The sequence below is a fragment of the Microbulbifer mixtoriginis (SeqCode) genome (assembly GCF_052466765.1).
Genome location: NZ_CP174289.1, coordinates 796,134 through 808,466 on the forward strand (window position 1 = coordinate 796,134; position 12,333 = coordinate 808,466).

The following is a 12,333-nucleotide window of genomic DNA, read 5'->3' on the forward strand; positions in this document are numbered from 1 at the left end:
GCGAACAAATAGTGTTGCAGGTTATCAGCCTTGCGCCTTACTCAGGGCCCGGCGACGCTGATACTCCACGACACGCTGACGATAGTGCTCAGCAGTCTGGGCAGTGAAAACACTGCGATTTTCATCTTTCAACTCGCCCCCGAGCAACTCGGCAATTTTGTAAGCGGTAGAAAGCATTTGATTGAATGCCTGGATCGCCTCGCCCTCAACCGGCAACGCCAGGAACATACTGACCCCCGGGGTGGCAAACTCCTCCATTTGCGCCAGGTCAAAAACACCCGGCACCACAATATTGGCCAGGCTAAATATCACCGCACCATCGGCACCACCTCCCTCGTGGTAATGGAAGATATTCATCTCTCCAAAACGCATACCAGAGGCCACCATTACCCGCAGAAGATCGTTGCCCTCAAAGTAATCGCCTTCGGGTGCCATCACATTAATAACCAACACTTCATCGCGGACCGAGCTTTTTTCTACAGCGGATTCTTTGCTTGGCGACACAACCGCATCGGCTTCGCGGGCTTGGGGCTCATCCCGCGGGGATGTGGGCTCTATCCGCTCTTCGGTGAGCGCATTGAAGCTCTCAGACTCATCCAGCGCCGGCTCAAAGCGCTGCTCCTCGCCCACAGAATCCATCAAGGTGGGCACCTGCTCCTCCAGGTCCAGCACTCCCTGCTCATGCGAGTTGCGCTGCGGTGCACTGCCCGCGAGGGGCTTACGCGAGGAAATAAAGCTCTCCTGCACTTGGCGGTTCACATGCAGTGCATCTTCCATAGCACGCCTCTGCACAACACGCACCTGACCTGGCAATTCACTGGTTGCCGGTCGCGGCTTTGTCTCTTCCTGGGAATCTCCGGGGGTCCCACTTGTTTCAGGCGGGCGAGCCGGTTCCTGCACAAGGGGGTCCGCATCACCCCCCACTTCGGATTGCATCGCTTTGGACAGATTCCGCGATACCTTCACCGCGGCTTTCTGCCGTAAAATTGCGCGGCGTACGCCGTCCAGCACCACTACAAGCAGCACTACCACGAGGATCGTAACCAGCCAGTTATCCATTTAAGCGCTCCTCCTTTTACGCCTTATGCAGAAGCCAGCTCAGCTGCTTCTTCCACATTCACCGATACCAGGCGAGAGACACCCGGTTCATGCATGGTCACACCCAACAGCTGATCAGCCATCTCCATCGCAATCTTGTTGTGGGTAATATAGATGAACTGAACGTGTTCTGACATTTCTTTAACCATTCGTGCGTAGCGACCTACGTTAGCGTCATCGAGAGGAGCATCCACTTCGTCCAGCATACAGAAAGGTGCTGGATTCAAGCGGAAAATAGAGAATACCAGGGCGATTGCCGTCAGCGCTTTTTCCCCACCGGAGAGTAAGTGAATCGTGCTGTTGCGCTTGCCCGGCGGGCGCGCCATGATCGCGATCCCAGTATCGAGCAGGTCCTCGCCAGTCAGCTCCAGATAGGCGTTACCGCCCCCAAAAACTTTCGGGAAGAGTTCCTGCAAGCCCGCATTGACCTGATCGAAGGTCTCCTTAAAGCGGCTTCTCGTCTCTTTGTCGATTTTCTTAATTGCATTTTCCAGAGTCTCCAGTGCCTCCATCAGGTCACCGTACTGGCGATCCAAATAATGTTTACGCTCAGACTCCTGTTTGTATTCATCAATAGCGGCGAGGTTGATCGGGCCCAAACGTGAGATACGCGCGGCTACCAACTCCAGATCTTCCTGCACCTGGGGAATCGTCAAGTCCCCGGGTAGCTGTTCGAGCAGCTGATCCAAATCCTGTTCATCTTCGCGCAGCTGTTCTACCAGGCCGTTGCGCTGCACTTCAAGGGTTTGTGCGGAGAGACGTTCCTGCTCCAGCTGGGCGCGCACCCCCTGTAAAGCCGCCTCTACTTTGTGTCGCTCCTGTTCCTGTTCACGCAGCCCCGTCTCCACCTCTTCGAGTTTTTTACGGGCTTCAGCCAGCTCCGTTTCCACCTCAATACGCTCACCCAGCTTCTCCTCCAGCTCCATTTGGAAATCCTGGGAGGGGTCCTGGGTTTCAGCCATCTGCTCCTGCAGCTGGGCCCGGCGGCTACGCAAGCGCTCCAGCTGCTCACCCATCACTTGCAATGTGCGCTCCAGAGAAACCATCTGGGTGCGCACCGACTGTTCGCGCATAGCCAGCTCGTGGGCGCGATCCTTGTCCTCGCGCGCACGCTGTCTGGCGGCATCCAGAGCTTCGCGCAGGGCTTCGCGCCGCTCCATCAGCATTTCGCGACGATCGGTGTCATCGCTCATGGCCTCCACGGCTTCCTGCAGCATCAGGCGCGCCTCAGAAAGCGACTCACCTTCGATTTCCTGCTGCTCACGCACCTCGGCAATTTCCTGTTCGATGCGATTGCGGCGCTCACTCATCTGCTCGGCGCGAGCGCGACGGGCAGAGAGTTGGCTGCGTAATTCGGCTTCGCGCCGCCCGAGCTGCTCGGAGTCGTTGCGGGCTTGTTCAATCGCCCGCTCAACACCGGTCACTTGTTCGCGCAGAGATTCACGCTGCTCACTGCACTGCTCAATCTGCTCTTCGCACAGGGATATCTCTGCGGACAGTGTTTCCAGATCCTGCTTGCGGGCGAGCACCCCAGTCTCGGCATCGCTGGCACGGCTCACTCGCAACCAGTTAGGACCCAGCCAGAGCCCATCCCGCGTCACAATAGACTCATGGGGTTGCAGGCCAGTGCGCTGTGCCAGCGCTTCATTGAGAGTGTCCGCGGTATAGATGCCGGCCAGCAGACCGGTGAGAGACGATGGCCCCTGTACAACGCTCACCAACGTGGGCAGCTGCCCAGCGGCTGCTGCCCCCACCGCAGTGCCATCGATAAAGACGGCCTGACCACTTTGCAGTTGCTCCAAGCCCTCGGTCAGACTTTCCAACTGCTCAACACAGACCGCCTGTAACTGCTGTCCGAGTACGGTTTCCACCGCAGTTTCCCAGCCCGCTTGCGCCTGGATTTGGTCGGCGAGACGCGGGCGATCACTCAGGGATTGCTGCTGCAGCCAATTTTCCACTGCCTTACCCTGCCCCAGCGCAGCCTGTTGCAGCGCCTCAAGGGAAGCCTGGCGGCCTCGGCTGGTTTGCAACTGCAGACGCAGCTGGTCCAATTCGGTCGCCAACTCCCGCTCGCGATTGCGCAGTTCCTGTAGGGATTCTGTGCGTTCGGCAGTTTCCTCGCGACGCTCCTGTACCTGCATCTCCAGCTCGGCAAGCTGTTCATTCAACTGCAGGGTTTCCTCGTCATCCTCGGAAACTTGTAGGCCAGCCTGCTCTGCAATGAGCTTGTTAATCCGCTCCAGAAGTCGCTGTCCCGAAGCCTCCAGATGCTGGATGCGAGACTGCTGCACCTCTGCTTTCTGACGAGAGCCAGAAGCCCCCTGATTAAACTGATCCCACTCGTTTTGCCAGTTGCGCATCTGCTCTTCGGCTTCGAGTAGCCCGGTGGCGGAATCCTCCTCTGCGGCGAGCACCATTTCCAGATCTGGAACAATTACTTCTAGCTCTTCCTCAAACTGGGCAGCCTTCTCGCGATCTACTTCCAGGTTGGTCTCCGCTTCGCGGAACTCCTGCTCGGTCTGAGTCAAATCGGAATGCAGGCGAGTGGAGCGCTCGCGGGCATGGGCGATACTCTGCTCCAGGCGGGCAATGTCCGCACCCACCGCATAGAAGCGTCCCTGCACTTCATTAAAACCATCGGATAACTCGTGATAGCCAACGCGCTTTTGCTCAATGCCGGTATCACAGTTCACCTGCCGGGTTACCAATTCCTCAACGGTAAGCTCCAGTTCGCCAATCTGTTGCTGCTTGGCGACAGCCTGCTCATTGAGTTCGCGGTATTTTAGGGCTTGCAAATTTGCCTTGTGGCTGCGCTCTTCCTCTTTAAAGCGGCTGTATTTTTCTGCCGCGGCGGACTGTCGCTCCAAGCGAGACAATTGCCGATCCAGTTCATCGCGAATGTCGGTGAGACGCTCCAGGTTTTCAGAAGTACGGCGCATACGGTTTTCCGTATCCCGCCGCCGCTCCTTGTATTTGGAAATGCCTGCAGCCTCTTCGATATAGACCCTGAGTTCCTCGGGCTTGGCCTCAATCAGCTTGGAAATCATGCCCTGTTCGATAATCGCATAACTACGCGGACCGAGACCGGTCCCCAGGAACAGATCAGTTACATCGCGGCGACGGCACTTCTCCCCATTTAGGTAATAGTTATTCTGGCCTTCGCGCGTGACCTTACGTTTTACCGAAACTTCGGAGAATGCGGCGTAGGCGCCAGTTAATTTGCCGGCAGAATTATCAAATACCAGTTCAATAGAGGCCTGGCCTACAGGTTTACGACCACTGGAGCCATTAAAGATAACGTCTGTCATAGAGTCGCCGCGCAGATTTTTTGCAGACGACTCACCCATTACCCAGCGCACAGCATCGATCGTATTCGATTTACCACAGCCGTTAGGGCCAACCACCGAGTTGAGGTTTGTCGGGAAATAAACAGTGGTGGGGTCAACAAAGGATTTGAAACCCGCAAGCTTGATGCACTTCAGACGCATGTATTCTTAAACTCGGTATTTTTATCTTTGCCGGCCCGATCACCAAGCACTCAATTGTACATGGCGCCACCGGGGCTTTCAGCGCGGCTTTTCACAGTATCTTTTCACGCGGATTATCGGCCGGATTGGCCAGTGGTCAAGTCAAGATCGCGCAATGGCTTTAACTGGTACCCAATGCCAACATTTCAAGCGGCACAAAATCATCACCAGTGGCAAAACAAAATCTATTTCTACCCGTGCGGCTGTGACCGCCCAGGCGCCAAATAGTTCTCAGGCCGCAGCACTCTTCTGAACACTGCAGCCTGCCAACGCGATGCTTGAATAGGGCCTAAAGCTCCCGGTCAATAACGATAGACTGCGACTCACTCCAGCTGGATTTAGGTAGGGTCTTGATAGAGCCCTGCCAATCGCCCGCCGCGGGGCGCGCGTCACCACGCAAAGCCAAGCGTGCGACCAATTGCACCGTATCTACGGTTGAAATGGAGCGCCCTGGCATCATAGCCCGGGATTCATCCAACACCACTTCGGCTGGTAACTGGCCAGCGGTTAGCCGAACAATCGCCAAAGGCATTGGGCTATCAGTGCTGCGGGCATAAATGAACACCGGCGTTGACGGATCTGCTTTAACTTGGTCACCCAAGCTCACTTGCACTCGAATTTCCGCTGCGGCCTCACCCGCAACTCCAGCATTTTCCTCTACAGCGGCTTGAACTATCTCAACCGCACCATCTTTACCATCTTCGCCCAGGGCCTTTTCGGCGCGGGCAACACCCGCCGCCAATGCCTCTGCCGCCGCAGACCCTGGAGCCAGCTGCGCAAGGGCACCCTGCCAATGATCACGCGCCTTGCGGTAATCCTTGTCCTCATAGGCTGCAATTCCCGCCAAGCCTAATGCTGTCCCATTGCTGGGCTGGGCCTCTAGCACCTGATCGACCAGAGTGCGAATTTCATCCGTTATTTTAGAGCCGCCCGCAAAAAATAACGCTTGCGCCAGCTCGGCCTTAACCATAACTGCCTCGGGTTCGCGTGCCAGCACATAGCGATAGGCCTCTACCGCTCCGGCGATATCACCAGTGACCAGAAGCCGTTGAGCCAGAACAAAGCGACTGCTCAAATCCTCAGGGTGAGTTTCTGCCCGCTGCTTTAACTGCTGGGTGATGCGCTCTTCAGCTGAGGAGTCTGTTTGCCCCTGCTGACTGGCCAACATTTCACGGTACAGAGATACTTCCTGGGGGCGCTCAGAAAAGACATAGGCCCCCACTGCAATCGCAGGTACAAGAACGGCCAGACCAATCAGCAACCCGGAGCCTTTACGCGAGGGAGTTACGGCATTCGCTTCTTCTTTGGCGCTCAATAATTCGCGTGCCATCTCCGCTTCCAGCTGGGCAAATTGCCGCTCATCCATAGCGCCACTTTGCACCGCTGCGCGAAGCTCCCGCGTGCGCTCTCGATACAGCTGCGCCAGGGCTTCACGCTTATCTCCACCGGAACGCCGGGCACCGGCTCCACGCAATCCCGGTAAAAGGAAGATAAATGCCAACAGCAATAACAGGATCGCTAAACCAAACCAAATATCAGTCATTTGCTCTTCTTCCCAGGGTCAGTCAAATCGTCCAGGTCATCACCTAGCAGTTTTTTCAGACGGCGCCTCTCTTCTGCAGTCAATTCTCCAGAGTCATCGTCCTGACTGGCACCAGTGCCACTGCGAGAACGCACCACAATCACAATCAAAGCCAGTAGACCCACCAAGGCAAAGATGCCGGGAGCCAGCCAAAGCGCCAGAGTATTGCGCTGTACCGGGGGCCTGTAGAGAACAAAGTCCCCATAGCGGGCCACCATGTAGTCGGTAATTTCTTTGTCTGTAAAACCCTCTTCAAGTAACCGGCGAATTTCCCGCCGCAAATCTGCGGAAATCGACGCATCCGAGTCGGCCAAGTTCTGATTCTGGCATTTTGGACAACGCATTTCTTCGATCAGCACCCGGTAGCGCGCCTCCAGTTCCGAAGAGGACAACTTCTCCGTCTCCACCACCGCCTGCGCCACTACGGATAGGCACAAGAGGCCAAACGCAAGTAGAAATTGCCCCAACCAGCTCATCTGTTTCACGGCTTACTCCACGCCCACACCCTGGAAATTTACGCGATTATAACAGTGTCGCCACTTGCCGGACACGCCCACCATCTCGTTCTTAAACGCCTTAACTCATTGAAAGACAAAAAAAAATTCAAAAAAGGCGTTGACGCCGCAAAGAATATCATTAAGATACGCAGCTCCTGACACGGGGTGGTTAGCTCAGTTGGGAGAGCGACGGCCTTACAAGCCGTAGGTCACAGGTTCGACCCCTGTACCACCCACCACTTCTCTTACTCTTGCCAGGCAAGAGCCACCAAGAGAAGCAGGAATGCGGACCGGTAGTTCAGTTGGTTAGAATGCCGGCCTGTCACGCCGGAGGTCGCGGGTTCGAGTCCCGTCCGGTCCGCCATATACAAAAAAGCCCTGCTCGCAAGAGCGGGGCTTTTTTGTATGCGCAGACATTAACACCCTGTAAAACTCCTTCTCCAAGCTCCTGCGCCACACCCAACACCCACCTGCAGCAACTCAAGCAATTAACAACAATAAGCGGCAGTAAAAAATCACTCCCCGCACAACCATTATTACCAACCTCACGTGCACACAATTTTAATCGCCAGTAACAAGACAACCAGCAATTCCCAACCCCAACGGGTTTCTTTCACTACCATTTAATTGTCCGCAGGATAAAAAACCAGCAAATTATTTTTAAGTTAAATAAATTCAGCGGATAAAACCCTGGAGGAAAATCCACCACCTAACTGATGTTTTTTATCCTAAATCAAGTTTTTAGAATTTTTTTGTCATAGTTGTTGACCGCTAAAAAAATATCATTAAGATACGCAGCTCCTGACACGGGGTGGTTAGCTCAGTTGGGAGAGCGACGGCCTTACAAGCCGTAGGTCACAGGTTCGACCCCTGTACCACCCACCACTTCTCTTACTCTTGCCAGGCAAGAGCCATCAAGAGAAGCAGGAATGCGGACCGGTAGTTCAGTTGGTTAGAATGCCGGCCTGTCACGCCGGAGGTCGCGGGTTCGAGTCCCGTCCGGTCCGCCATATACAAAAAAGCCCTGCTCGCAAGAGCGGGGCTTTTTTGTATATGCTCCGATCCCATGAGCAGCTCAAAGAAATTTTTGTTAAAAAAATTAATTAAATTTCGAAACTATATCCGGCAACCCGTTAAAGGGACGGCGCAAGTCTGAGTGATCGCCAGCCTGCTACAGAAAACCTCATCGAAGTAAATTCTTACCAAAAGCTTCCTTTGTGGACCACACAAATCAATCGCTTCACCCAATGAAATAATCTGCCAGTCCACACCGAAATATTCTTTAGATTTATTTTTTACTGACGACCAGCAAAGACAGAACAGCTCTTTATCTGCCGGAAAAACATTCAGAAAAAAGGTAAATTAAAAAAAATAATTGAGAATTGATGATTTTTCGATCTAAATAAATTTTTATTTAATTTTTTTTGTTAAAGCTATTTACCACAGATAAAAAATCATTAAGATACGCAGCTCCTGACACGGGGTGGTTAGCTCAGTTGGGAGAGCGACGGCCTTACAAGCCGTAGGTCACAGGTTCGACCCCTGTACCACCCACCACTTCTCTTACCCTTGCCAGGCAAGAGCCATCAAGAGAAGCAGGAATGCGGACCGGTAGTTCAGTTGGTTAGAATGCCGGCCTGTCACGCCGGAGGTCGCGGGTTCGAGTCCCGTCCGGTCCGCCATATACAAAAAAGCCCTGCTCGCAAGAGCGGGGCTTTTTTGTATGCGCCAATAATCAACAGAGATTGAGGGAAGTAGAATTGCCTAATGGCTTTTTAGGGTTTGCTGCGCCTCAACTTTCCAGTAACTCACCCTCTTCTCTTTCGATCACTTCGTGCAGCAGTCTACTCAGCTCATCCATTTCAGGCATCTCCGCAAAATGCTCGGCCTGACCACCAATCTCATCCCAGTACGCTTTAGAATCAACGTGTAAGTGGGCCATCACCTTACCGCGAAACTCTCCGTCTAGTAGTCCAGCCGGCACCCAAAAGTGCGTAGTATTACTCATCAGGTGAGGAACAGAGCTGCCGCATTCACTACAGAAGTCGGAACGAAAACCGGTAGGTTTTCGATAAGAGGAAATTTTGTCCAATCCACGCACCCAGCGAAACTGTTCACGACTGATGAATAATGCGGTATCTGATGCGGAACCACTTAACTTGCGGCAGAGTGAGCAGTGGCATTGATAGAGACCGGGCAGCGGCTCTTCCAGCTGAAACTCAACAGCGCCGCAGAGGCACTTTCCGTTCATTATCTACTCCTTTACCTTAAGTTTGTTATTCAAAATTTTTGCTTGGAATCCCACGAGTCACAGAACCACTCTCCTTATAGCCCTACAACTCATCCCATCACGGCAAGAAGGGGCAACTTAATAAACCCGAGCCAGGCAACCCTTCAAGCCGGCAGAAACACTATGAAAATTCAAAGGTTCCTTAGGTTAGCAACATTCTCCCCCCTTCACACAAGACTCCTACAGGTCAAAGAAGAAGTAAATGCCAATACTGGGCAAACTCCAGTAAAGCCTCTAGCCAACACGCCCCCAGCCTTACTGGCATACATGCAGCTGCCACCCTAGTGGTGAGCACCCGCAGCCCTTTACGGGCTGTCAGGTCCTATTGGCGGCAACTAATCCCCTGAATTTCTCAGGAAGCTTCGACCCAGCTCACTGCCGACCAGATACCCTTTCTCCAGCAACTCAACCTCCTGAGTAAAACGCTTAACGGGAAAGTCCGCAGGAGGCGCTATCACTGACACCCGGCAATCCGGTGGTGGCGCCTGGATAAAGTCTAAAGCGCGGTTGTAGCGCTCTCCGCGCTCCAAGACCGCTTCAAACAGGCGGGCGTGATCGTGGAAAAACTGCTTGATGAACTTAGGAGCTGAACCCACTGGTTTTCTATAACCCAGTGGGCGAGACAGAATCACAGTAATATCCCGCGCCCCCTGCTCGTATGCTCGAATAACCGGGATTGAGTCAGCCAGGCCACCGTCGGTCATTGGTTCCCCAGCAACAGGAGGAAACTCCCGGTAAGCCATGGGGATAGCGCAGGATGCAGGAAACACTTCATGCATATTCTCGGGCGTGACGCATACGTAATGGGGCTGCCCGCTATTGATGCTAGTTGTCACCGCATAGAGAGGCACGCCATTTTCCGTATAGCGCTCAATATTCAGAGGGACATCATTGTAAGAGGCATGCCATAACCAACTGATATCGCAAAAGTGCCCCCCTCGCAAATAGCGCCGCCAGTCAATAAAGTCCGCGCGTGTGGCATGGTCAAGTAAAATCTGGCGGCTACGGCCATGGTCTCCCGCCAGGTAACCAATCAGGTTGGTTGACCCCGCAGAAACGCCAATGGCGAAGTCAAAGGGGCAAAAATCCACCTCGATAAAAGCATCCAAGACTCCGGCTGCAAAAATTCCGCGCATAGCGCCACCCTCTACCACAAGGGCTGACGTGCTATCTCGCTCTTCAATCCGATTCGCCATAGTTAATCCATTGTGAAAATCGATGTTGCTCAAAATCTATTTTTGAAAACCTAAGCCGCGCTAAATCTATTTAGCCTCTCCTTTTATAAAGGGCCAATTACATAGACTGCGACTTTGCCAAGCCGATTCCATCAGCACTATGATTGAGACATTCAAACTGTCCATTACTTATTGAGTAATTTATGCCTCTTGTTGTTTTTCAAGCCCCCTGGAGCCGCCAACTGAAAATAATCAGCGCACTGAGTGCTTTTCTACTTTTGGCAATACCCTTCGTGCTGATAGCAAAATCCCAGCAAAGCCCTTCCCTCCTCTATAGCGTTGCTATTGCCCTGCCACCGGTCATTTTGCTACTAGGTGCCGTATTTGCCATCCGCGGTTATACCCTCGCCAACGACTGCCTGCAGATACTAAGGCCAGGCTGGAGAACCTCCATCTCCCTAGAAGGCTTGCAGGAGGTCAAAGTCGACCCAACAGCCATGCAAGGTTCGGTCCGCATCTTTGGCAACTCCGGCCTCTTTGGCTACATCGGGCTCTTCCAAAACCAGCAACTGGGTCGTTATCGGGCCTTCGTCACGGATCAAGAGAAAGCTGTTGTTTTATATTTCCCCGGTAAAACTCTGGTCATCACCCCGAACAAACCCGAACGCATGGCCGAATTACTGCGCCAACGTATTAGATGACTAAGCGGTACCCATTCAATGATGCTCCCCTCCTCACAGAGCGAGCACCTTGGATTTTTACAGGCCCCGCAGCATACTGCAGCCACGAGAGCCACTGCTGAAAGAAAATCAATGAAGAAGTTTTTTCTCACCCTATCGCTATGCCTTGGGTCTGTATTCGTGGGCGCACCGTCAGTAAACGCCCACTCGGCCTGTGTAATATTGCTGCACGGCCTGGCCAAATCGGATAGTTCCATGACAAAGCTGGAGCAAGCGATCAGTGCCGCCGGCTACAAGACCGTCAATGTGGATTACCCCTCTACCCGCTTCCCCATTGAGGAGCTGGCCGGCAGGGCCATAGCCCCGGCACTGGATCATTGCGCAGGACAGACTGAAATCAATTTTGTTACCCACTCCATGGGGGGCATATTGGTTCGCCAGTATCTGAGCCAGGTTAAGATTGAGAACCTCAACCGCGTGGTTATGCTGGGCCCTCCCAATAAGGGCAGTGAGGTGGTGGATAAGCTCGGTAGTTTCCCAGGGTTTGAATTTGCCTTTGGAGATGCCGGCCTACAACTAGGTACAGGCGAGCTGAGCATTCCCAATAAACTAGGCAGCGCTAATTTTGATGTGGGTATTATTGCGGGTACTCGCAGTATCAACCTGATACTGTCACGACTAATCCCTGAGACTGATGACGGAAAAGTCTCGGTTGCCAGTACCAAGCTGGAAGGCATGAATGATCACTTGGAAATGCCAGTCACCCATGTCTTCATGATGAAGGACAAAAAGGTTATTGCGCAGGTACTCCATTATCTCGAACACGGCTCCTTTGCAAGGGGTACTCAGGAAGCCCCTCTCAATTAAAATAGCAACCAGCCATTGGGCCTTTGTGAAAAAAATCAGAGGCCCACTACATACTGACTTTTTTTACCCTACCTGCCGGTTTAATATCCAATCTACTCCTAATAAAAAATACAAACCCAGTAAACCAAGAGGCAATACAAGTGCAGTGGCAATGGTGTAGCTTTCAACAACTCTCTATCGATCAGCTTTATGAAATCTTACGGGCACGCCAGGAAGTTTTTACGGTAGAGCAGGATTGCCCTTATCAAGATGCAGATGGCAAAGATCAAGAAGCCTGGCACCTAATCTGCTGGGACAAGGAAAGCCAATCCCCACGATTAATGGCTTACCTACGAGTGGTATTTCCAGGCAAAAAATATTCCGAGCCCTCAATAGGCCGTGTGCTTACCGCAGAGTCTAGCCGTGGCACGGGACTGGGCAAAGAACTGATCCGCCGCGCGGTAGAACAAACCTTGAATGAATATCCAGGTTTGGGGATTCGTATTTCCGCCCAAGAGCACCTACGTAAGTTTTATGGGGGTTTTGGCTTTGAGCAGGTCTCCACCCCTTACGAGGAAGACGGTATACCTCATATCGAAATGTTGCGCCCGGCATCGGAGTAGATACCGGGCTATGCC

General features: G+C 53.1%; 9 protein-coding genes and 6 tRNA genes. 9 read left to right on the forward strand and 6 right to left on the reverse strand.

The window, feature by feature from the left end:
* Positions 1 to 24 precede the first annotated feature (24 nt).
* From zipA to ACJJIV_RS03390, 4 genes are all read right to left on the reverse strand, one after another.
* Positions 25 to 1,059, reverse strand: coding sequence for a cell division protein ZipA (gene zipA, locus ACJJIV_RS03375; protein WP_444890750.1), 1,035 nt, complete (start codon positions 1,057 to 1,059; stop codon positions 25 to 27).
* Between the two features lie 23 nt (positions 1,060 to 1,082).
* Positions 1,083 to 4,586, reverse strand: a complete 3,504-nt coding sequence (smc, locus tag ACJJIV_RS03380) for a chromosome segregation protein SMC (RefSeq protein WP_444890751.1) — start codon at positions 4,584 to 4,586, stop codon at positions 1,083 to 1,085.
* Positions 4,587 to 4,914: 328 nt separating this feature from the next.
* Positions 4,915 to 6,168, reverse strand: a complete 1,254-nt coding sequence (ccmI, locus tag ACJJIV_RS03385) for a c-type cytochrome biogenesis protein CcmI (RefSeq protein ID WP_444890752.1) — start codon at positions 6,166 to 6,168, stop codon at positions 4,915 to 4,917.
* Positions 6,165 to 6,683, reverse strand: a complete 519-nt coding sequence (locus ACJJIV_RS03390; protein ID WP_252085981.1) for a cytochrome c-type biogenesis protein — start codon at positions 6,681 to 6,683, stop codon at positions 6,165 to 6,167. The genes ccmI and ACJJIV_RS03390 overlap by 4 nt, the downstream gene beginning before the upstream one ends.
* 184 nt (positions 6,684 to 6,867) lie before the next feature.
* Here ACJJIV_RS03390 and ACJJIV_RS03395 point away from each other — a divergent pair.
* The 6 genes from ACJJIV_RS03395 to ACJJIV_RS03420 all read left to right on the forward strand — a co-directional run bounded on the left by ACJJIV_RS03395 (position 6,868) and on the right by ACJJIV_RS03420 (position 8,386).
* A tRNA-Val gene (locus ACJJIV_RS03395) sits at positions 6,868 to 6,943 on the forward strand.
* A 48-nt stretch (positions 6,944 to 6,991) separates the two neighbouring features.
* Positions 6,992 to 7,068: transfer RNA gene (locus ACJJIV_RS03400), tRNA-Asp, on the forward strand.
* A gap of 445 nt (positions 7,069 to 7,513) precedes the next feature.
* Positions 7,514 to 7,589: transfer RNA gene (locus ACJJIV_RS03405), tRNA-Val, on the forward strand.
* 48 nt (positions 7,590 to 7,637) lie between these two features.
* Positions 7,638 to 7,714, forward strand: a tRNA-Asp gene (locus ACJJIV_RS03410).
* Between the two features lie 471 nt (positions 7,715 to 8,185).
* Positions 8,186 to 8,261 (forward strand) — tRNA-Val (locus tag ACJJIV_RS03415).
* 48 nt (positions 8,262 to 8,309) lie between these two features.
* Positions 8,310 to 8,386, forward strand: a tRNA-Asp gene (locus tag ACJJIV_RS03420).
* Between the two features lie 110 nt (positions 8,387 to 8,496).
* Here ACJJIV_RS03420 and ACJJIV_RS03425 read toward each other — a convergent pair.
* Entirely contained in the window at positions 8,497 to 8,955 is a 459-nt protein-coding gene (locus tag ACJJIV_RS03425) for a GFA family protein (RefSeq protein WP_252085337.1), read from the reverse strand.
* A 374-nt stretch (positions 8,956 to 9,329) separates the two neighbouring features.
* Positions 9,330 to 10,190, reverse strand: a complete 861-nt coding sequence (locus ACJJIV_RS03430; protein ID WP_444890753.1) for a patatin-like phospholipase family protein — start codon at positions 10,188 to 10,190, stop codon at positions 9,330 to 9,332.
* 182 nt (positions 10,191 to 10,372) lie between these two features.
* On the opposite strand from ACJJIV_RS03430, the gene ACJJIV_RS03435 reads away from it, so the two are divergent.
* The 3 genes from ACJJIV_RS03435 (at position 10,373) to ACJJIV_RS03445 (ending at position 12,318) form a co-directional block, all read left to right on the forward strand.
* Positions 10,373 to 10,870 carry a PH domain-containing protein gene (locus tag ACJJIV_RS03435; RefSeq protein ID WP_444890754.1) on the forward strand — a complete coding sequence of 166 codons (498 nt, stop codon included), beginning with the start codon at positions 10,373 to 10,375 and terminating at the stop codon, positions 10,868 to 10,870.
* A 111-nt stretch (positions 10,871 to 10,981) separates the two neighbouring features.
* Positions 10,982 to 11,716, forward strand: coding sequence for an esterase/lipase family protein (locus tag ACJJIV_RS03440; RefSeq protein WP_444890755.1), 735 nt, complete (start codon positions 10,982 to 10,984; stop codon positions 11,714 to 11,716).
* A 140-nt stretch (positions 11,717 to 11,856) separates the two neighbouring features.
* A complete protein-coding gene (locus tag ACJJIV_RS03445; RefSeq protein ID WP_444890756.1) occupies positions 11,857 to 12,318 on the forward strand; it encodes a GNAT family N-acetyltransferase in 462 nt (153 codons plus the stop codon).
* Positions 12,319 to 12,333: the final 15 nt, after the last annotated feature.

Coding starts and splice junctions, on each gene's coding strand:
- zipA (WP_444890750.1), bottom strand. CDS start 1,059: ATGGATAACTGGCTGGTTACGATCCTCGTGGTAGTGCTGCTTGTAGTG.
- smc (WP_444890751.1), bottom strand. CDS start 4,586: ATGCGTCTGAAGTGCATCAAGCTTGCGGGTTTCAAATCCTTTGTTGAC.
- ccmI (WP_444890752.1), bottom strand. CDS start 6,168: ATGACTGATATTTGGTTTGGTTTAGCGATCCTGTTATTGCTGTTGGCA.
- ACJJIV_RS03390 (WP_252085981.1), bottom strand. CDS start 6,683: ATGAGCTGGTTGGGGCAATTTCTACTTGCGTTTGGCCTCTTGTGCCTA.
- ACJJIV_RS03425 (WP_252085337.1), bottom strand. CDS start 8,955: ATGAACGGAAAGTGCCTCTGCGGCGCTGTTGAGTTTCAGCTGGAAGAG.
- ACJJIV_RS03430 (WP_444890753.1), bottom strand. CDS start 10,190: ATGGCGAATCGGATTGAAGAGCGAGATAGCACGTCAGCCCTTGTGGTA.
- ACJJIV_RS03435 (WP_444890754.1), top strand. CDS start 10,373: ATGCCTCTTGTTGTTTTTCAAGCCCCCTGGAGCCGCCAACTGAAAATA.
- ACJJIV_RS03440 (WP_444890755.1), top strand. CDS start 10,982: ATGAAGAAGTTTTTTCTCACCCTATCGCTATGCCTTGGGTCTGTATTC.